This is a genomic window from Vibrio sp. D173a, from assembly GCF_030248475.1.
Map to the genome: position 1 here is coordinate 1 of NZ_JAHGAH010000102.1, position 21,148 is coordinate 21,148.

The window sequence follows — 21,148 nt, forward strand, 5'->3', positions numbered from 1 at the left end:
TCCATATACGTCCCTCGCTGTTCAGAATGACGAACTTTGGGGTTGGTCACTTTTCTTTTTAAATAAATGAATGAATCCGTCATTCCGACGAGCCTAGGCGAGATCAGGAATCTATTATCAAAGTGCTGTGAAGTGAGAGGAAATACCTCTGCCACAGCACTTTTTATTGGTAGATTCTGAATCACGCTCATCCCTCGATGCTCAGAATGACGATATCTAGGATTCAGCAAACGACATCAAGCCGTCTTCATCACCACAACCGCAGCAATCACCACAAAGATACCAAACCAGCCAATCGGCTTAAGTTTTTGTTTGAACAGCAAAGCACCACCAATCGCGGTACCTAAGATACCTATTGCGCCCCAAGAAGCGTATGCGATCGCAAGGTCGATTTCTTTTACCGCTTGAGCAAGCAAGGTAAACGCCGCCATCACCAAAACAATCGCAGTGATGCCCCACCCTTTGTGCTTAAAGCCTTTAGAGCGAGTCAGCGCCATGTTCGCCATGATGTCGACCAACGCCGCCATAACAACAAATCCAAATGAAACAGTAAAAAATTGGCTCATGATTAACACCTCGCATTCGATGAGCTTGGCAACTCATCTTTTTGTTGAGGCTGACCCTGTGATTCGCCGAGCGTCACACACACAATACCGACGACTGCCAGCGCCAAACCAAGCAACTGCTGCGTGCTTAAGTTGGCATCAAACAAAACGATAGAAACTAGGGTAATCAAGGCGATACCCAAACCTTCCCATGTTGCGTACGCGACACCGATAGAGATTTTCTTTGCCGCTTTCGACAAGAAGTAATAGGAAATGGCGATCAGAACGTACATCACCAGATAGCCTTCCCACGCATTACTTTCACCAATAAACGACATCGTACTAGTACCAGCAACTTCGGCAACGATGGCAAGCAATAAAAATAGACGTGCAATGAGCATGATTCATCCTCCCCAGAAATTAAAAAACTGCATAACGGAGAATGGTGAATGTCCTTTAAGAATCAGACATTCAAAGAATTGATAAGTTAAAAAGAGCCGCTTCTCCTGACTATTTGTAGTCAGATTAGCCCTTCTTCAGCGAAACAGACAGGTAATTGAGATATTCATTTTTGAATATCTTAAAGGACAGTTTGCTTATCCGATCACGTTAATGGAGTATTGAGGGTTTGCTGCACCACTTGGTGCAAATGGCGGTGCAATGGATGATTACGGTAGGTCTGTAAATAACCGCCCGAAACAACAAATTGACTGAACTCACGGTTTACCATCGGCATTGGATAAGAGGCAAGCTCGTGCATCAAGTGCGCGGTACTTTGGCTGGCGTACATGATGGCATCGGTCTCAAGCAGCATTTGGCAAGCGACGCGCAAGTTGTAGGACTTGAGCAATACAACGGGTTCGTACCCCATTCGGCGATATTCCGATTCCACCGTACACAACGGGTTGTAGGATGCTGGTGCAGGCAAAGAAACCAGTGGCAATTTCGACACCGTATCCCAATCATTGCTGATTTGCGACAACGTCGGATGGTCTTTACGCGCCAAAATCACGCGCTTCTCGACAAACAGAGGGCGCATGTAGATGTCTTTCGACAATTCAGTTTCTTGATCGAGAATACAGTAGTCATGCTCGCCCTCTAACATCTCGTCTTGGGAATAGATGTTCCAGCTTGAGAAAGCAAACGAGGCTTGAGGAAATGCCTGATGGCAACCACGCAATAAACGCTGACCTTGTTCGTCCATCAAATAAGGGTCGGTCACAATCGCAATCTGACCTTGGTATTCGAGCGGGTCAAACTCCGAAAACTCCTGCACTACTTTTTCTAGCGGAGACAGCATGTTATCGAACTCCGCCGCTAAGCGAATCGCCATTGGGGATGGCTCTACCCCATGGGCTTTACGCACAAACAGCGGATCATCAAACACGTCTTTAAGTTTCATCACCCCACGACTGGCACTGGGTTGCGAAATGCCAAGCTGCATCGCCGCCAACTTGATGCTGCGATTTTCTACCACGGCTTTAAGTAAGCGCATTAAATTAAGATCTAACGCATCAAGTTGATGTGGCATGCCCGTGTCCTTATCAGAAACGAATGATGAAAAATAGACGTGAACCAGAGCGAGTTAGACGCTCTCGCCTGCTGTAATTTGATAGCCCATGTTCACGACCGTCTCGGCTTGCTCTTCACCCTTAAGGCGTGCAATCAATAGCTCGGCACTTTTCTCACCAATCTCGAAACGCGGTGTATCCACACTGGTCAGTTTCGGGCTGATGGTTTGTCCGATGTCTAATGCGTTGTAACCCACAACCGCAAGTTGATCAGGCACTTTGATACCGCGCTGCTGAGCGCTCAACAAGGTACCAATCGCGATGTCATCGTTGGTACAAAATACACCATCAAGTTCTGGGTAGGTTGCCAGTGCGCGCTCCAACAAATCATGTGCCAGCGAGAAGCTTGAGTGATCGCCCGTTAGCACGTGTTTTGGCTCCAACCCTGCTTCTATCATTGCACGATCGTAGCCCTGCATACGCAATTTAGTACGCGTATCCAAACGAGCACCGAAGTAAACGATGGTACGCTTGCCCGATTCCAACATGCGCTTTACGACGCTGTAAGAAGCGTCTTCGTGATCCATACCAACCGCCATATCTATCGGCTGCTCTGGCAGTTCCATGGTTTCGACCACGGGTACACCTGCGTTCTTGATCATCTGCAAAGTGCGTTGAGTATGGTGACTTTCGGTTAGGATTAAGCCGTCAACTTGATAAGAAAGCAGCGACGCGATTTTGCGTTCTTCTTCCAGCTCGTCATAACTAAAGTGCGCAAGTAGCGTTTCGTAGCCATTGGCTTTAGTGACGGTTTCAATGCCCTGAACAAAAGACGCAAAAATTTGGTTGGACAGTGAAGGCAACAAAATACCAATCGCTTTACTGGAAGACTTCGACAACATCGCCGGTGCACGGTTTTCGATGTAGCCCATCTCTTCAATCACGGCGGCAATCTTCACCCGTGTTTTTTCTGCCACCGACTCTGGATTGCGCATGTAACGCGAGACGGTCATTTTTGTTACGCCAACTTTGTCTGCGACATCCTGCAATGTCGTTCTTGCTTTCTTATTCTGCTGAGCCATAAATATCTAATTTATCAGTAATGTTACTAGTAACATTATGACTAATAGACTCGTCGCCGACAAGCTCAGTAAAAACCATCTGCTACATCATTAATAAAATCATAACCTTAACGCTCAAATAACCATCAAATTGCAATGCTAACATTGTGATTTAGAGCTTAATAAATAAATGAAATTAATATTGAGTTTCTTATAAAATACCGCACCTAAAACAATAAGATACGAAGCACAGTGCCGTTAATCTCCAGCGAAACCCAGATTTACTATCACCTGCTTGATCTGGACGACTCTCAGAAGCAGCAATACCTCGACGAATTGCAGCAGAGTCAACCAGAGCTGTATCTCCAAGTCGCCCATCTTTTAGCCAGCGAAAGTGAAGAAGAACAACTGACACAGTTGCTCGGCTTCGGTGCTAGCTTGGCGACCACAAAAGAGGTCGATCTCACGGGGGAAGTGATCAGCAAGTACCGCCTTACCCACGAGTTAGGTCGTGGAGGCATGGGGGTGGTATATGCGGCATTGCGCGCTGACGAGACGTTTGAACAAGATCTGGCGATCAAGTTCATCCAAGCCAATCTTAGTAATGTTTTGGGCAAACGCGCGCTGTTTGATGAAGCCCAGCTTCTGGCTCGTTTGAACCACCCTTACATTGCCAAAGTGTTTGATGGCGGCTTGCACGGCGACTCAGTTTATATCGTGATGGAGCGCGTTTTTGGTCAAACTCTAGACTCCTATTTGTTGCTCACGCCAATGGAAGAGGACGACAAATTGTTGCTGTTCAAGCAGATTTGTCAGGCAATGGAACACGCCCACCAGCATCAAGTTCTACATGCGGACCTCAAACCAGAAAACATCCTGATTGATCGCAATAAACGACCAAAACTGCTCGATTTCAACCTGACACAAAAAGTGCAATCAAGCAGTGATGATACGTCTCCAGTATTGATCGCCTTCAGTGAAAAATACGCCAGTCCAGAACAGCAAGCCGGAGCGTTTTTGACTGAGCAAAGTGATGTGTATTCACTGGGTAAGATTCTGGCGCTGATGTTTCCTGATCAGCCAATGTGGACAGATATTTATTGGGTGGTAAGGCGCGCGACGCGGACCAAAGCGAAACAGCGCTACCTCAATGTTCGCGCGCTGCGCCAAGATATTGAATGCATTTTGGAGCGACGCCCAATTGAGCAAAAGAAGCACTGGCCGCTGTACAGCACGCTTCGTTTAGTACAACGTCGACCGCTGCCATCGGTGTTGTCCGCAATCTTAGTGTTATCTGGCTTGCTGTTTGGTAATACGCTGATTCAAAAGAACATACAACTGCAGCAAGAGAAGAAGATTGCAGAAGACATCATGTACGAAGTCACGCGCCTTGTCTTTCATGCCAAGGGGCAAAACGTCGAGCAAATGTCCGTCAGTGCCATGATGGAGCTGACACGTAGGCGAATTCTGTCTAACCCAGATATTCCCAAACACATAAAACAAAAAATGTTGTTGGCGATGATGACGCCGGTGCCAGAGAAGCACCTCACTAAATCAATAAGTTGTCAGCCAAATTGTGCTCCAAAGGACCGCACTCAACAGTAAGGCTAAACAAGAAAAAGGCTTAAAAACAAAGATGCACACACGTTCCGTTGCGATCTGGCTGTCTGCTTTAGCGATAGCGCCAGCATGGGCGAGCTCAACTTCTGCGACTCCCTCGTTAGAAGCAACAACGCCTACCATAAAGCAAGGTTTCTTCATCGATTCACCGGTGACTGGTCTGTATTACAAAACCAGCTCCAACCTCTCTGGCCACACCGATAAAGGCGCGTTTCAGTATCGCCCTGGCGATGTCATCAGCTTCTTCCTCGGCAATGACGACAAAGGCTACTTGCTCACTACGATGTCGAGCCAAGAAGTGATCACGCCAACCATGGCGACCACCAAGCCAAGTCGCAGCATCAACATGACTCGCTTATTGCTCTCTCTCGATAGCACACCAGAAAACCGCCAAGAGATAGTTCTGGCCAATAAAGTACTCTCCGACCCCACTTTCCAAGCGCAGCTCAAGCGCCTCGACCTCAACTTTCTAGATGACGCTAGACAACAACTCAATTTGGATTGGGTTTCGGTACAAGAAGCGGTCGAACACCTTAATGAAAGCCAACGCTACATCGAGAAAAACTTTGCCTCAGATGAAATCATTTTTGAGCCTCGTGATGTGCGCTTTAAGAACATCATCATCAAGAAGAAGGATTGGCAAGGTCGCGCCTGTGCATTCGATATCCGTTATCAGCACCACCCCCGCTATCGCCCACCAATCGGTGAGGTCAACTTCACCATCACTGAAGAAAACCTGATCCAGCACCCAAGCGTGGGGGACTACTTCCAAGGCTGTTTCTTAGCACTCAATCAAAGCGTCACCGAAGACATTATCGAACCAATTGAAAAGTTCTCAGAGTGGGAGAGCTTTGTCGGCTGCGCGGATACAGGTTGCACCCGCAATGATCTAAATGGCTTCTCGCTGGAAGATTATGATGATGAAGGCGACTGGAAATATCGCTCGGTCGCACTCAACTTCGATCCAAATACCCAACTGTTGATGGAAAAAGTGCAAGGTTTGGGGCCAAATGAACACGTTAAACACCACAACCGCACTGAAATGCTGTGGTTTACCTACCCTGATTCGGTTGATAACCAAATTGCCTACCAAGGCGTGTGGCAGCAAACTCAATACCTACAAGACTCTATGAAACAATCGTGTCTTCTAATGCGCCATAACCAAGTGTTGCGTTTACCTGTCGATGCCGTTAAATGCCCCACAGATATCAACCTATACACCCAAGACGTCACTAACGAATACTTAGACATGTGGTGGGTCAACAACGATCAGGAAAACGCCGAATTAGCACAGATGAACGTGATGGTTCGCTGGTCACCCGCCCCTTCAGAAATCAACTACACCACGTGGGAATACCTGCCAGCAGGTAAAACGTGGGAGCAAGGCATTTTGTATCGTTACCAGCAAGACATCAGTCGTAATCGCGATGGCTCTGATCGTATCGAAACCCATTCTATCTCTGAGTTTATAAAAGTAAGTTAGGACGTATAGCCATGGCTTCTAAATCTACCCTGACGCAAATTATCCAGCAGTGGCAAGCCGGCGATAAAAAAGCGGAAAGTGAGTTGTACCAATTCGCTTACCTACAGCTGCGTAAAATCGCCCAACAGGAGCGTGAACGCAACGCAGAGAAATACGGCACCGACAACAAGGTGCTTTCAGACAGCGTCAACAGCACCACGGCGCTCATTCATGATGCTTATTTGAAAATGTCTAACTGCGACATGAGTGAGATTGAAACCAAGCGCGACTTCTTCTTAATGGCAGCCAAAGTGATGCGCCAAATCCTGATCGACAATGCACGCGCCCATCAAGCGCAGAAGCGCCAACACATCACCTTGATGAAGGAGGAAGAAGATCGCTTCGAGCAACTCATCATCATGGACAAAGCGCTCGACAACTTTAGTGTGCGCTATCCACGCCAATCTAACGCGCTAAAGCTCAAGTACCTGATGGGCATGAAAAACCAAGAGATCTGTGAACTGCTCGAATGCAGCGCCAGTTTGATTGAAAAAGACCTTAAGTTCTCGCGCAGTTGGCTGCAATCAAGAATGGCGCACGCGTAATATCATGACGAAAAAATACTGGATTGCAGGCGCACTGGGTGTCTGCTTGATGGCAAGCTACTGGCTTTCAGATGAACAAACAGCCGCTGCGGCTGCCAATATAGAACCAGCACAAAATGGCCTAGATAAGAGAAAAACGTCCCAAGGTGAGCGCACTTCGTTGATTGAAGTGAAGCAAGCCTTAACCTCCTCAGTACTAGAGAGAAACAACGATCTCGCCTTTGAAAAAGCTCTCGAATCAACCTTGTCAGATCATCCTGAACAGGTTCCAGATGCTTTTGGATCATCGGTGGTCAATTACTCCGGAAGCCTGACTCAAACCTACGTTAGCAACAACCCAAACCATGATTCGACAGACAACGGCAAACCGATCATTAACCTTGCGGTAGAACAGCAGCTTCAAACCATCATCTTTGGTTGGGAGCTAGCACAGAACAACCCGATCAACTATTCGCTGGGATTAGAGCAGCTGTTTGAAGATCCAGAAGGCGACCTTCTCACCACCCGAATTTGGTTGGAAAACGCCAACGGGTTAAGTGTCCTTAATCAAGGACAAATCATGCTGCAAGACGCACCAAAAGCGTTCGACCAAACCACTTACTTAGCTGTATCAGCTCGTGATGACCACCACGGCACAGAAGACCATGCTTGGGTAACGACACGCTTTGAGCTACCATCAGTAATCGAGGAACAAAATGATACCGAGCACCCTCTCATTGATGGCATTGTGTATCGCCTGGAAACCACAAACTTACTTGGTGGGAAAAAATACGCCTATGAAGTGGTGTACTGTGAGGCATTTAAGTTTGTCGAAGAAGAAGTCTTCTATGCGGCTGCCAACAACAAAACCCATTGCCCTGAAGAGCATGAATTAAAGAAAGTCGGTCAGTATCAGATCAGCGATGAATCATTAATAGTGCAAACAAGCGACTCACAACAAATCTGGACCACCAAAAAGGTCTACACCTCACGCGTACACAAAGAAACCGAAAACTACTTCATCACTGTTTTCGACAATAATCGCTTCGAAAGCTACACCATGCAGAAGAACAAACGATCAATGGAAGAGCGTTTGAACGTCAACACAGGAGAGAAGCTGTATCAATCCGCCCGATTTGATCTGCTCATTCCGACTGCCGGTGGTTATCGCCATGCGCTTGCTGGTAACTATATTTTTGACCGACGCTTCGCTCAAGGTAATGAGCATTACGACGGTTTCGACTCAGATCTCAACATAGTCGCGTCTAATAGCGACTTATTTGCTCATGAATTCTGTCAGTTTTGGGACACCTCAATCATCGCTGGTGAAGGGATGTTTAGCGATGTAATTTCTTACTCCAACAATACCTATTGCGCGACTGCTCCTAAACCGTCGGCATACGCTTATGTCTATTTCAATAATGACTACCATGCCAATGACGTTTTTCTTCAGGGTGAAGCTTATAGCTACATCTTGCGCCCACTTCCTCAATACGCCATTAGCGTAGAGGAGTTGAAAATGAATATGATTTATTACGATCCTATTGGTTCAAAAACCACTCACAAATGAGTAAGGAATCAAAATAAGTATTTGTATTAAATGACAACCACCTCAAGCCGCCATTCACACCACTAATCAACGCCACAAAAATATTCAAAGTTTTTTTACGGTTTTTTTGTGGCTTTTCGTGTCTTGAAGCCGCTTCCAAAACCGATCCAAAATGCGCTGCTTTTTCAATATCACTAGTGAGATTGAAAGATAAAACGATAAAAAGCGACTTTCTCATTCGGAAATGAAACAAGGATTAAAACAATGAATAAGGTGAGTTTACTAGCAGCGTCAGTGGCTATCGCGCTAACAGGTTGTGGTGGTTCAGATGGTGGTTCAAACGGTGGCAACTCTGGTGTAGTGATCACTGGCTTCGATGGCTACTTCAAAAATGCTGTGGTATTTGAAGATCTGAACAACAATGGTCAATGGGACACCAATGATACATTCCTTGGCCTAACCGATGAGAAAGGTCAGCTTAAAATCAAAGCAAAACCAGAGAGTACTCTGGCACTGCAAACTATCACGCCAAACGGTGCAAAACAGAAACAGCTTATCGCTTTAGATCCGACTTACGCAGGTACTTACACTGTAGATATGGATCACCCAAGCCAAGCGATGGCACACGAACTGGTTTTCCGCGCACCAAACTCTTCTAACGTTATCTCACCAATCACTGACCTTGTTGCAATTGAAATGGCAAACGACAGTGCGCTAACGGAAGAGGAAGCAGTAGCAAAAGTAAACCAAGCACTTGGTGGTACGGAAGAAGCACCTATCGACCTATACAGCGATTTCGTTTCGGGTGTAGATAAAAGTGCCGAACTACATAAAACCGCTCAGATTCTGACGGAATCTAAAGCGCAAAACCCGGCAAACTACGAGAAAAAAGCAACTGAATTCGCGCAAGCAGCTGATCAAGAAGTAGACCGTCTGGTGGAGTCTGGTGCAGATATCAATGATCCAAACCTACGCCCAGTGATCACTGATAGCACACCAGAAAGCGAAAACCTAGCGCCAGAAACCGTAGTCAACAACAAGCTTGTTGTTAACGAAGACGTTGAAGAAGCGGCAGAAGACAAGCTAGAGAACCTACCTGAGATCGTTAAAGGTGCAGGTTTCGATGGTGTAGAGCTGAACATCGAAGGTCTATTCAAAGACAAAGACCAAAACCTGGTGACGCCTAAACTGTCTCGCAATCTAGGTGGAACTGGCATCGACGTTCGCATTGAAGGCAACCAATTGATTCTTTTGTCAGCTGCTGAAGTCACCAAAGCAGGTGAGTTCGAAATCATCCTAACAGCGGAAGATAAAGACTCTGCAGGCAAAGCGCTTTCGACTGTAAGCACTGTATTTGAGCTGGACATCGAAACAGCAAACCAAGCACCAATCGTCATTGAAGAAGAGCAAAAACACCTTCAAAGTATCGTTGATGGCTGGCAGCTACAACAAGGTGAAGCTTTCGAGCAAACTCTTGATATCTCTGGTCTATTTAAAGACGAAGATGGCCAACTAGAAGAGTATTCAGCGGAATCGATCTCTATCGACGGCTTGTCTATCGATGAAAACGACAACGCAATCATCACTATCGAAGGTACACCAGAAAAAGCTTACGCTGCAGGCCAAACTTTTACCGTTAACGTAGAAGATAACGAAGATGGCAAAGCTCGCGTAACCTTTAAACTACCAGAAGTGAAAGAAGGCGCTACGCCGCCAGTTGTACCAACGCTAGGCTTCACTATCGACCACTTTAACGGCAAAGCGGCAAAAATGGGCAGCTTCGCACGCAACGATGGTGAAATCGGTCATGCGATTCTTATGAAAGATACCGAAGGCCTACTATGGTGTTGGGGTTCAAATGATGATGAGCAAGGCGAAGAATACTCGGCAAACATCAGTGATAACCTAAGCAACTCTTGGGAATCAGAGTACGACCCATACGCGATTTTGGCAAAACTGGACAAGCTACCAAACTACGCGGCTTACCAAAACAAAGATTGTTGGGACGTAGAGATCAAAGACGGCAAATTGTACGACGATGAAGGTTCTGAGTACGAAATGCTTTACCAAAACAAAACCACACAAGGCGAATACCAAATCCTTGTGAAAATCGATGGTGATGAGTTGTTCTGGTTTGATTCAACCGATGCACTTTTCGCACAAGCACTACCAGTGAGCGCAAAGGTCGCAAACGGTAAGGTTGAATTTGATACGATGGTAGAAAGCGAGACCGTTGCTCAAGACGGGACTGAACTATTCTATGCTGCAGGTAAGTTTGAGTACGCTAACGGTGTTTACGAATACGAGTCTATCAAACCAGAAGGCTTCTACACTCCAGGTAACTGGACTATCTCTCTAGATAACGAAACAAATCGCGAAACTTTGATTCTAGAAGAAACAGGCTCAGAGTCTGATTACAAAACTCGTCACCGTAATGTAAACCGCGAGTTTGGCGATTTCTACATCGGCATCAACTCAAGCGTTGAACAAAACGGTTGGGTATCAGCCCCAGAGTTCGGTCTGTACTCACACTCTCAAGAAGCAATAGAAAAAGTGATGGAATCACTGCCTTTAATTGAAGATTAATGAGTAAATACGGTTCAATTCGAGCAAAACCTTGTTGCAATCATATTCACTTACAACGCCGACGCAGAACCTTTTGGGAAAAATGCAAAGGAATCAAAGAAGTGTATTGCTGCTCTAATTGCCACAGGGAAACCTATCTCAAATAACTTTTCTATTTGATGCTACTGAAAAGCCCCGCACTTGCGGGGCTCTTTTGTATCCGTTTAATTACTTAACGCAAACCACGTTAAGTAACGAAGTGCCCGTGAGCTGATTAGGTTCTCGGTCGGCAAACAAGCCCTTCTTATCTTTACCCCAGTAAGGCAACTGCAGCGGCCAGTTATTTTTCTCCATCACCCCAGACGCACGCAGCGTTTTGAATTCCGAGGCGCTCGCTAAGTCCATACTTAGTTGCTGACATACCTTTTGTGAGCTCGCATAGTTTAAGCGGTTCCAAGGCTTTCCATGTTCCATATAGAACTGGTTGTTGTTCTCGACCAAGTACGGCACCACAAACGTTTTACTTTGCAGAATCGTCTTCAATCGTACCTGCACTGTATCGTTACTGATAATAGGCTGAGCAGGCTTAGGCGCTTGGGTAGGTTTCGCCACTGGTTGAGAAGCTTGCTTCGGTACTGCCTTAGCAGGCGCCTCTTTAGTTTTGAAAGCATCCGTATTCGGGCGAGTCGCGGCTAATGGAGCAACTGGTGTCACAGGCTTTGCCTTCGAGGCAGGCTTCGGCATCGGCTTAGCTTGCTTCACTGGCTCTGACGTACCTTTGCCAACCACACGAATAAACGCTTCTTTATAGGTCGATAAAGTTTTAACTCGCTGCAAGTCCTTCGAGGCTTTGGCAAATTCAGTATAAGGACCAATAAGACATCGGTAGCCTTTTTGCTCCGGCTTCATCCAAACATCCGTGGTGATTTTGCCGTAGATCGGCTTGGCTTTGGCTAAAGACATCGGCTTTGGCAACAGACCACATTGGATCCAGAAAAAGTCATTGCCTCCTTGCGGCACTTTCTTTCCCCACAGCCCTTTCCCGATCGGACAAGATTGCTCTAGAACTGGCAGCTCTTTGTTGCTGGCTTGAGAGGCCTGACAAAGAAAATCGTCCGCCAATACAGGACTCGCAAATTGGGCGCACGCCACCAGCAACCCAAGGCTCAAGCCGGATTGGACGATACGAGAGGAGTAGTGTGCCTTTTTCATTTCCATACGCTTCACTCTAAACAGTAGGTGATGAAATTATCGCGACAAAGCGTCAATAAAATATGCATAAAAAATGATAAGCAAAAAAAGAGCCGGAATTGCATCCGGCTCTCAGTTTAGGAAGAAATTTATTAAATTGGCAAACTATATAGCCCAATTTATTTGATGACTAACCTTTGTAGATTTTCGGGTTAAATACATCACGTAGCCAGTCACCCAGTAGGTTAATCACCAATACCAATGTCACTAGTACGATACCTGGGAAGGCAGTAATCCACCATGCACCAGAGAAGATGTAGTTAAAGCCGATGCTGATCAAGGCACCCAGTGACGGCTGGTCGACTGGTAGACCTAAGCCTAGGAATGACAGTGCTGCTTCCGACATGATCGCGTTCGCTACCTGTACTGTCGAGATAACCAAGATTGGCGATAGACAGTTCGGCAGAATATGACGGAACATGATGCGAGGCGCTTTAAAGCCCATCACACGCGCCGCTTCGACGTATTCCTTCTTCTTCTCTGCCAATACCGAAGCACGAATAGTACGCGCGTATTGCGGCCATTCTGCCACACCAATGATCACCACCAGCATGACTACTGCATATTGGCTGTAGAAATCACTGCCAAAGCTAGCTTTGAAGATTGCCGAGACGATGATCGCCACCATCATGGTCGAGAACGACAACTGCACATCAGCAAAACGCATCAAGAAGCTATCAATACGGCCGCCGAAGTAACCTGCAGACAAGCCAATGATGATGCCCAGTACCAACTGAAGACCAACCGCAAGGAAGCCAATGGTCAAAGACAGGCGAGAGCCGTAAAGAATTGTCGATAAAATATCGCGACCTTGCTCATCAGTACCTAACACAAAGCGCTCATCGCCATCTTCCATCCAAGACGGTGGCAACTCAGAATCCATGATGTCGATGGACGTCAGATCGTACGGATCTGTCGGTGCCAGAATTGGCGCAGCCAACGCCAACACTAAGAACATCATAAAGACGGTAAAACTTGCCATCGCAACTTTGTCGCGCTTGAAGTAATACAAGAAATCCGACTCTTTGAAACGCTGCCACGCTGACGGTGCGGCTGCAGGAGCTGGTGTTACATTTGATTGGCTCATGATTAAGCTCCTTTTCCGGTTAAGTTCACAGTTGGGTTGATGATGCCGTACAGCAAGTCAACGATGGTATTGGTTACCACGAAGATCAGACCAACAAAGATAACGTAGGCAGTGATCAGCGGTGTATCTACACGGTTGATTGCCTCTAGGAAAAGGAAGCCAGTGCCCGGCCATTGGAACACGGTTTCAGTAAGAATGGTGTAAGCCACCATAGTACCAATCTGCACACCACCGACCGTCAATACAGGTAGCATGGTGTTCTTAAGTGCATGTTGGTAATAAATCTTTTGTAAGTTCAGGCCTTTTGCTTTGGCGAACTTAATGTATTCCGAGCTCAGTACTTCCAGCATTTCTGAACGTACCAGACGGATGAACAACGGCAGCATGATAGACGCTAGCGCAATACACGGCAGGATAAGGTGCTTGATACCATCAATGGTAAAGAAGCCAGATTCCCAACCGAGCACATTAGCGGTCTCGCCCCGTCCGTAGGAAGGTAGCCAACCGAGTTCTATGGAGAAGACATACATCAGCATGATTGCGGTTAAGAACACCGGAATCGAGATACCGACACTACTCATCGCCATGACGAATTTCGTAAAAATACTCTTAGGATGGATCGCGGAATACACCCCAAGCGGTATAGAAAAAATAATAATGATGAGCGTCGCACCAAACACGAGCTCTAGCGTCGCCACCAGCTTATCGAGAATCACCTCAACCGCAGGTCGCTTGAAGAAGTAAGATGTACCTAAATCACCTTGCAGTGCATTGCCCACAAAGCGAGTGTACTTTGTGATAAAGGGATCGTTCAGGCCCAGTTCGTCACGCAGCGCTTGACGCTCCGATTCTGAAACCGACTGACCTACAAGCTCACGCAGCGGGTCACCCAGGTTATCCTGAATGGCAAACGCCACCAAACTGATCACAAACATCACTATCAGTGCCTGAAACAGGCGCTTGACCAGAAACGAAAACATTCCTTGCCCCTTAACTATCCATAGATCTCTATTCAGAGAGAAAATTCAGTCTGTAAAACCAACTCAGTCCGACTGAAACAAAACTGAGTCGAGTGCTTTAAGTTGAGGAGGGACATCCATCCCTCCTCAAGGTCGACTAACCGTGATTATTCAACCACTAGGTCACCGAAGTAAGGCATTACCATTGGGTTAACGATGTCTGCCGCTTTCACGTTAGACTTCGCGCCCCACGCTTCACTTTGCCAGTGTAGCGGTACGAATGCTGCGTCGTTGTATAGCGTCGCTTCTACACCTTTTAGCATTGCTGCACGTTTCGCTGGATCCGTTTCGACGTTCGCTGCTTCAACCACTTTATCCATTTCTGGGTTTGAGTAATGGCCACAGTTGTACTGACCACGCCCCGTCTCTTCGTTACGTGTCATAGTTAGGAACTCGTTAAAGTTCGCCGAATCTTCTGTATCTGCGTGCCATCCAATTAAAAGCATGTCTGCCGCACACTTATCGAACTCAGGCCAGTATTGCGCTTTAGGCATGGTCTTCAGATCAACCTTGATGCCGATCTTAGACAACATTGCCGCCGCCGCTTGCGCGACTTTCGCATCGTTCACGTAACGGTTGTTTGGCGCAATCATTGTAAGCGTTAGGCCATCTTCATAACCCGCTTCTTTCATCAGCGCTTTCGCTTTTTTCAGATCGTAGCGAGGAACCAGCTTGTCATCATGGCCCGCGTAACCTGAAGGGCTTTGTTGACCAGCTGCCGTTGCAAAGCCTTTCATGATTTTCTTCACGATGCCTTCATTATTGATTGCGTGAACAATCGCTTGGCGAACGCGAACATCTTTCAATGCTTCATTGCTGTTTTGGTTTAGTTGGAACGTGATGATACGGGTACCTGGTAGCGTTACTAGGTCGATACCGTCTGCATCTTTCACACGTTTATGATCGTTTGGCGCTACAGGGTGAATCATGTCAACGCCGCCAGAAAGTAACGCAGCTACACGAGTCGCATCTTCTTTGATTGGTACAAGCGTTAGCTTATCAACGTTACCTTTCGACTCTTTGTCCCAGTAATCTTTAAAGCGTTCGAATTCCACTTTTACGCCCTGTTCACGTGAAGTCACAATGAATGGACCCGTGCCAGATACGTTAGTCGATGCAAATGAGTTACCATGCTTCACGAGTTCAGACTTGTCTTTGCCATCTTCCGTCTTACCAGAGTAGAACTTGCTGTCCATTGGGAAGATGTAAGTCGCCGTTTGTAGCACAAGTGGGTAAGGGCCTTTAGTCACGAGATCAACTGTGTAATCATCAACCTTCACGATTTTTTCGAACGGATCGAAAATCGCTTTGAAATCTGGGGAGCTTTGTAGACGTTCAAAAGTCCATACTACATCGTCCGCCGTCATGTCGTTCCCAGAGTGGAACTTAACACCTTGGCGTAGATTGAAACGTACCGTTGTATCATTCACACGTTCCCAGCTTTCTGCTAGACGAGGTTCAAAGTCCATGTCTTGTGTAAAACGAACTAGTGGATCAAATACCATGTGTGACATTTGCAGTGTACCGCCTGATAGCTGCTCATGCGGGTCTAGCGATACTGGGTCAGCTGCGTAGCCAACTTTGATATCTGCTGCCAATGCGTTAAAGCTTAGGCCCGCTGCCATTAGCGCCACTGCTAATTTGCTTTTCATGGTTTTCATTTGCATAACTCCTTCATGCGGGAATTCGAATCCCTTGTTGTGTTTGCGTCTTTGTTATGACTAAGGTTTGTTGACCTTGATGGTCAGCCAAGCGAAAAACTTGGTTTATGCCGTTTTGATTTCTTCTCTCAAGCCTGTGAATTCAGGCATCAGAGAAATCAGTTTCTTGCTGTATTCATGCTGAGGAGCGGTAAATAGCTGCTCAGTTGGCGCCACTTCCAGTAGCGTACCCATCTGCATCACACCCACTCGGTCGCACATTTGGCGAATAACTGGTAAGTCGTGGCTGATAAACAGCATGGTGAGGTTGAGCTCACTTTGCAGATCTTTTAGCAAGTTCAGAATTTGTGCCTGTACCGATACATCCAACGCTGATGTCGGTTCATCACAAATCAGTAGTCGAGGGCGTGTCGCCAGTGCTCGCGCAATAGAAATACGCTGACGCTGACCACCGGAGAATTCATGAGGGTATTTCACGCCCGCCATTTTGCCCAAACCGACGTGATCAAGTAGGTCATTCACAATCTGACGCGTTTCCGCTTCATTCTTGGTCAGTTTATGGAAACGAATTGGCTCCGCGATGATGTCAAAAATCTTCATACGCGGGTTCATTGACGTGTATGGGTTTTGGAAGACCATCTGCATTTGACGACGCAGTGGACGACGCTCTTTTTCTGATTTCAGCGCTGTTAGGTCAATGCCTTCAAAGCTGACTTGGCCTGAGTTTGGTTCATACAGGCCAGCAATCACGCGTGCGATGGTCGATTTACCTGAGCCAGATTCACCCACCAAGCCAAACGTCTCGCCTTCGTGCACTTCAAAGCTGACATTGTTCGAGGCCTGCACGTATTCACGGCGGCTTTCAAACAGTGAATCTTTGGTCACAAAGCGCAGATTCACGTTCTTCACGTCCAAAAGTGGGCCCGTGTACTCACGCTGATCTTGGCTTTGACCTAGCCAGTGGTTCTTAATGTCCAGTTTTTGTAGCTCTGTCGCTTCTTCGATATAGCTGACCAACGGGAAGCGATCGAGTTTTACATCAGAACGAGGAACGGCTGAAATTAGGCTGCGTGTGTATGGGTGATCAGGGTCGCCCAACACCTTAGCGGTTGGACCAAACTCCACCAAATCACCGCGGTACATCACTGCCACACGGTCAGTCACGTTTGAAACCACACCCATGTCGTGCGTCACCAACATACAACCTACGTTGTTCTTGATACACAGTTCACGGATAAGGTTTAGGATTTGGTCTTGGATTGATACGTCGAGTGCCGTAGTGGGCTCATCAGCAATGATCAGGTCTGGCTCCCCAGCCAGTGCGATAGCAATAACCACACGCTGACGCATACCGCCAGAGAATTGGTGTGGGTACTGTTTAAGACGGTTTTCAGGTTGAGGAATACCAACCTGCTGCATAAGAGAAAGCGCGCGTTGATACGCCTCTTCATCCGACACCTTCATATTGGCGTGGATGGTCTCTTTTAGTTGCTGCTCAACCGTAAACAGAGGGTTAAGCGAGGTCATTGGGTCTTGGAAGATAAAGCCAATCTTAGAGCCGCGAACCTTACGCATCGCTTCTGGTGTTAAACCAGATATTTTTTCGCCATCAAGGTACACATCGCCACTGGCAACACGACCCGGAGGGCTAAGCAAATCAATAACGGCGTTACCAACGGTGGATTTACCCGCACCTGATTCGCCAACAACACCCACAATTTCGCCACGATCAATATGAAAAGAAAGCGATTTCACGGCCGCATGGACACCGTGACGGGATGGATATTCAATACGAAGGTTTTTCACCTCTAATAGTGACATTTCAGACCTCTACTGCCTTGTCTGTGGTATCGAATCGCGCAACAAAAGCGCCATTCATCACCTGAATGAATCCGTTCAAATTCAGAATAATACTCTGAAATCTTAATGCGGAGACAATTTGGCAAAAATTACACAAAAAAGCAACAATTAAAGTATATTTCGCCGGAAAAACATTATTTACACGCACTATTAGCGAATAAAAATGCATTAACAAGTATTTAACCATTTTCATAACACACCACTTTTGTGCGCTATGCACCAATAAAAACAGAAAAATGCTCTAAGTTAACGCATAAAGCCACTATTGACAGTATCCCTATTATTCACGTAATACCATTAACATTTACCAAACAATACTCCGTTCTCATTGGTAATGTTCGACATAAAATGCTACTAACAAAATAGTCTGCATACATAAAAAGCCAAAATCTCCACACAACTAAAGCGATGAAAACGTGAGCAGCTCAGCAAAAAAATGGAATCCGTCACTTAATCTTGGTTATGCGTCAGTTATGCGACTTCGTGATTAAGTCACTTCGGGCAGGAGAAAAAATACATGGCTGTTCATCTTCTTTTAGGCATTAAAACGATGTGGAAGCATTGATTTTGCGCTTTCCACTGTCATTTTGAGTGAGATAAGAGATAATCAAACTCTAACGTTGAGCAGTGAATAAAGGAGCCCCTGTGCTTAAAGCGATATTTTTTGATATGGACGAGACTTTATGTGGCACATCTCAAGCCGATAAAATAGCAGGACAAGAGTTTGCGGACTGGATTGCTCAAACTTACCCTCAGATCACTGACTCCACAGCCTTTGTGCAACGCTACTTACAGGGTGTGTATAAGAAGCTAAACCACGAGTTCCCTCAGCTTATTGCTCTATTGCCAGATGAAAATGCGTTCCGCTGCGGTTTAATCCAAACCATCTTGGCAGAGCAAGGTATCGAGATCGATGCAGAACAAGCGCAGCAGGCACAAAGCTTCTTCGATTCAGCTCGAATGGGGGCTTTTACCTTCTTCCCAGGCGTGAAGGAAATGCTGACTGAGCTACGCCAACACTACAAATTGGTGGTAATCACTAACGGCCCTATCTTCTCGCAACATCCAAAGCTCAAAGCGACACAAATGAGTGAATGGGTGGATCACATCATCGTGGGTGGCGAAGAGCCCGAAGAGAAGCCTGCGGCAAGCATCTTCCACAAAGCACTCAACCTTGTAGATGTAAAACCAGAAGAGGCGATTCATATTGGCGACTCTCTACCAGCAGATATCGCGGGTGCCAACAATATGGGCATTCTGAGTGTGTGGGTTAACGAGACAGGCGCAGCAAACCCGACTGATATCAAGCCAAACTATGAAGTGAAAGAGACGGTTGAGCTCAAAGAAATTCTAAAAACGCTCGCTCAATAAAGCGCTCAACTCAAGAAATACAAAGCCCCAGCCACCGTGCTGGGGTTTCTTTTATCAGCTCGACAAGCATTTGGATCATGGGTGGTCAAAGGCTCCCAGAGCTGTACATTGTTGGCGGAATTGAAAATAGAGTGAAGATTTTTGAGAGTAAGAAATGGAAAAAGCCCCAGTCTCTCGACTGAGGCTTTAAATAGCGGTCGATGAAGAGCCATATTCTAACTTCAGGCGAACCCACTCGGGTTCAAACCCATTGAAATACTGCCGACTCATCTAGTCCAAGCGAGACAATAAGATCTAAAACGACGAAAACCTGCTAAAACAGACTTTCTAATATTGGTCGGTAAAGAGGATTCGACGCGGCAGGGCTCCCTGCGGACTGGCGCTCCAGCCCACGACCCTCTGGTCCCAACATTCTAAATTTCAAACGTAAAAAAGCCCCAGTCTTTCGACTGAGGCTTTAAATCGTAGCCGGTGAAGAGCCATATTCTAACTTCAGGCGAACCCCCTCTTGGGTTCAAATCCATTGAAATATTGCCGACTCATCTAGTCCAGGCGATATCACTAGCTCTAAAACGACGAAAGCCTGCTAAGAAGCAGGCTTTCTAATAGTGGTCGGTGAAGAGGGATTCGAACCCCCGACCCTCTGGTCCCAAACCAGATGCGCTACCAAGCTGCGCTATTCACCGAACTGTATTTGCTGATTCTCTCAAATCAGACTGGATACTTCAACTAAGAAGTCACCTAAATTAATGGGGTGGCTAACGAGATTCGAACTCGCGACCACCGGAATCACAATCCAGGGCTCTACCAACTGAGCTATAGCCACCATCAACTTTTTCTGTTTACCGCTTATTATAGCCATAAACTAAATAGTGGTCGGTGAAGAGGGATTCGAACCCCCGACCCTCTGGTCCCAAACCAGATGCGCTACCAAGCTGCGCTATTCACCGACGAATTTTATTTCGATTCTTGGAATATTTGAATCAAAACTGGAAACTTCATTAATTTAATGAGTTACCAAAATAATGGGGTGGCTAACGAGATTCGAACTCGCGACCACCGGAATCACAATCCAGGGCTCTACCAACTGAGCTATAGCCACCACTATTGTTTGTGCCGTTAATTTGTATTCCGGAATGGCACGCCCGAAAGGATTCGAACCTTCGACCTTTGGCTCCGGAGGCCAACGCTCTATCCAACTGAGCTACGGGCGCATGCCCCATCGGCGGAGAGGAATAATACGGATATCACACTATGCCGTCTAGTACTTTTTTTACTTTTTTTCTCGTTTGGTCTCTTTTTCGACAGTTATCTGCCTTTAAAGTGAATTTTTGATGTGATTCACGCCCTGTCATGGATAACTTGTTGTTTATTGCAACAAGTTATCGGGATATAATCACCCATTATTTACATTGATTTAACAGCTGCAACCTGGTTGTTCAATCACTCTAGACCGTTAGATAAGGTTTTCTGCTCACTATAGAAGCAATCGCGTAAAACTTTCTCCAACGGCTCTAAATACTCTAACTATATAAATAGGTAAGTCACTTACCTCGGGAATGTGAAGTGGGTTTAATGGATATGTCTCGACGAATGATTAGCGTTTTGTTCGCTGCCTTAACTTTTTCTACGGCAGCTTTAGCTTCTGACATCAGCCAAACTGAATACGATGCGATCGCAGAACGCATCAAACCTGTCGGTGATGTTTATCTTGCAGGTGCAGAACCAGTAAAAGCAGAGCCAACTGGTCCGCGTGATGGTGCGGCAGTTTATGGTACTTTCTGTATTGCTTGTCACGCATCAGGCGTAAACGGCGCACCAAAAACTGGTGATGCGGGCGATTGGGCACCACGTATTGCACAAGGCAAAGACGTGCTGACTAACCACGCAATCCAAGGCTTCAACGCGATGCCAGCAAAAGGCACGTGTATGGACTGTTCTGATGACGAAATCATCGCAGCCATCGACCACATGATTAAAGGTCTATAATAAAGACATCAAC

The 21,148-nt window shown here is 46.4% G+C and carries 18 protein-coding genes and 5 tRNA genes; 7 read left to right on the forward strand and 16 right to left on the reverse strand.

The features are described 5' to 3' along the window. From KIV40_RS11485 to KIV40_RS11505, 5 genes are all read right to left on the reverse strand, one after another. On the reverse strand, positions 1-191 hold a 191-nt coding region (locus KIV40_RS11485; protein ID WP_285349301.1), incomplete at its 3' end, for a hypothetical protein. Between the two features lie 45 nt (positions 192-236). Next, positions 237-566 carry an SMR family transporter gene (locus KIV40_RS11490; RefSeq protein ID WP_005429986.1) on the reverse strand — a complete coding sequence of 110 codons (330 nt, stop codon included), beginning with the start codon at positions 564-566 and terminating at the stop codon, positions 237-239. Positions 567-568: 2 nt separating this feature from the next. Further along, positions 569-946, reverse strand: a complete 378-nt coding sequence (locus KIV40_RS11495) for an SMR family transporter (protein ID WP_012126703.1) — start codon at positions 944-946, stop codon at positions 569-571. A gap of 203 nt (positions 947-1,149) precedes the next feature. Next, positions 1,150-2,076: a LysR family transcriptional regulator gene (locus KIV40_RS11500; RefSeq protein WP_005430035.1), complete on the reverse strand. Its 927-nt coding sequence runs from the start codon at positions 2,074-2,076 to the stop codon at positions 1,150-1,152. Positions 2,077-2,130: 54 nt separating this feature from the next. Further along, positions 2,131-3,138, reverse strand: coding sequence for a LacI family DNA-binding transcriptional regulator (locus tag KIV40_RS11505; RefSeq protein WP_134977779.1), 1,008 nt, complete (start codon positions 3,136-3,138; stop codon positions 2,131-2,133). A 231-nt stretch (positions 3,139-3,369) separates the two neighbouring features. Between KIV40_RS11505 and KIV40_RS11510 the strand changes: the two genes are divergently transcribed. Genes KIV40_RS11510 through KIV40_RS11525 form a run of 4 tightly spaced genes read left to right on the forward strand, consistent with a single transcriptional unit; the run spans position 3,370 to position 8,353 of the window. Further along, positions 3,370-4,722: a serine/threonine-protein kinase gene (locus tag KIV40_RS11510; protein ID WP_285349305.1), complete on the forward strand. Its 1,353-nt coding sequence runs from the start codon at positions 3,370-3,372 to the stop codon at positions 4,720-4,722. A gap of 31 nt (positions 4,723-4,753) precedes the next feature. Then, positions 4,754-6,220 carry a chromosome partitioning protein ParA gene (locus KIV40_RS11515; protein WP_285349306.1) on the forward strand — a complete coding sequence of 489 codons (1,467 nt, stop codon included), beginning with the start codon at positions 4,754-4,756 and terminating at the stop codon, positions 6,218-6,220. A gap of 11 nt (positions 6,221-6,231) precedes the next feature. Then, positions 6,232-6,804: a sigma-70 family RNA polymerase sigma factor gene (locus KIV40_RS11520; protein ID WP_228175217.1), complete on the forward strand. Its 573-nt coding sequence runs from the start codon at positions 6,232-6,234 to the stop codon at positions 6,802-6,804. Between the two features lie 4 nt (positions 6,805-6,808). Beyond that, positions 6,809-8,353 carry a hypothetical protein gene (locus KIV40_RS11525; RefSeq protein WP_285349307.1) on the forward strand — a complete coding sequence of 515 codons (1,545 nt, stop codon included), beginning with the start codon at positions 6,809-6,811 and terminating at the stop codon, positions 8,351-8,353. Here the strand turns inward: KIV40_RS11525 and KIV40_RS11530 are convergent. After that, positions 8,325-8,570, reverse strand: a complete 246-nt coding sequence (locus KIV40_RS11530; protein WP_285349309.1) for a hypothetical protein — start codon at positions 8,568-8,570, stop codon at positions 8,325-8,327. The genes KIV40_RS11525 and KIV40_RS11530 overlap by 29 nt on opposite strands. A gap of 26 nt (positions 8,571-8,596) precedes the next feature. Between KIV40_RS11530 and KIV40_RS11535 the strand changes: the two genes are divergently transcribed. Further along, on the forward strand, positions 8,597-10,918 hold the full coding sequence (locus KIV40_RS11535) for an acid phosphatase (RefSeq protein WP_285349311.1): 2,322 nt from the start codon (positions 8,597-8,599) through the stop codon (positions 10,916-10,918). Positions 10,919-11,125: 207 nt separating this feature from the next. On the opposite strand, the gene KIV40_RS11540 is transcribed toward KIV40_RS11535, so the two are convergent. From KIV40_RS11540 to KIV40_RS11560, 5 genes are all read right to left on the reverse strand, one after another. Further along, positions 11,126-12,115: an SPOR domain-containing protein gene (locus tag KIV40_RS11540; protein ID WP_285349312.1), complete on the reverse strand. Its 990-nt coding sequence runs from the start codon at positions 12,113-12,115 to the stop codon at positions 11,126-11,128. Between the two features lie 163 nt (positions 12,116-12,278). Then, the gene (locus KIV40_RS11545; protein WP_005533496.1) at positions 12,279-13,235 is read right to left on the reverse strand and encodes an ABC transporter permease; all 957 of its coding nucleotides are present in this window, start codon (positions 13,233-13,235) and stop codon (positions 12,279-12,281) included. Positions 13,236-13,237: 2 nt separating this feature from the next. Further along, complete coding sequence (locus tag KIV40_RS11550; RefSeq protein ID WP_285349315.1) at positions 13,238-14,215, reverse strand: ABC transporter permease; 978 nt, start codon at positions 14,213-14,215, stop codon at positions 13,238-13,240. 146 nt (positions 14,216-14,361) lie between these two features. Next, positions 14,362-15,915: an ABC transporter substrate-binding protein gene (locus tag KIV40_RS11555; RefSeq protein ID WP_134977784.1), complete on the reverse strand. Its 1,554-nt coding sequence runs from the start codon at positions 15,913-15,915 to the stop codon at positions 14,362-14,364. A 105-nt stretch (positions 15,916-16,020) separates the two neighbouring features. Further along, entirely contained in the window at positions 16,021-17,736 is a 1,716-nt protein-coding gene (locus KIV40_RS11560) for an ABC transporter ATP-binding protein (RefSeq protein ID WP_285349318.1), read from the reverse strand. Positions 17,737-18,420: 684 nt separating this feature from the next. Here KIV40_RS11560 and KIV40_RS11565 point away from each other — a divergent pair. After that, the gene (locus KIV40_RS11565) at positions 18,421-19,146 is read left to right on the forward strand and encodes an HAD family hydrolase (protein ID WP_285349320.1); all 726 of its coding nucleotides are present in this window, start codon (positions 18,421-18,423) and stop codon (positions 19,144-19,146) included. Between the two features lie 609 nt (positions 19,147-19,755). Here the strand turns inward: KIV40_RS11565 and KIV40_RS11570 are convergent. The 5 genes from KIV40_RS11570 to KIV40_RS11590 form a co-directional block, all read right to left on the reverse strand. Beyond that, positions 19,756-19,832: transfer RNA gene (locus KIV40_RS11570), tRNA-Pro, on the reverse strand. 64 nt (positions 19,833-19,896) lie between these two features. After that, a tRNA-His gene (locus tag KIV40_RS11575) sits at positions 19,897-19,972 on the reverse strand. 47 nt (positions 19,973-20,019) lie between these two features. Beyond that, positions 20,020-20,096, reverse strand: a tRNA-Pro gene (locus KIV40_RS11580). A 76-nt stretch (positions 20,097-20,172) separates the two neighbouring features. Further along, a tRNA-His gene (locus tag KIV40_RS11585) sits at positions 20,173-20,248 on the reverse strand. A gap of 35 nt (positions 20,249-20,283) precedes the next feature. Continuing rightward, positions 20,284-20,360 (reverse strand) — tRNA-Arg (locus tag KIV40_RS11590). A 361-nt stretch (positions 20,361-20,721) separates the two neighbouring features. On the opposite strand from KIV40_RS11590, the gene KIV40_RS11595 reads away from it, so the two are divergent. After that, positions 20,722-21,135, forward strand: coding sequence for a cytochrome c5 family protein (locus KIV40_RS11595; protein WP_005536481.1), 414 nt, complete (start codon positions 20,722-20,724; stop codon positions 21,133-21,135). Positions 21,136-21,148: the final 13 nt, after the last annotated feature.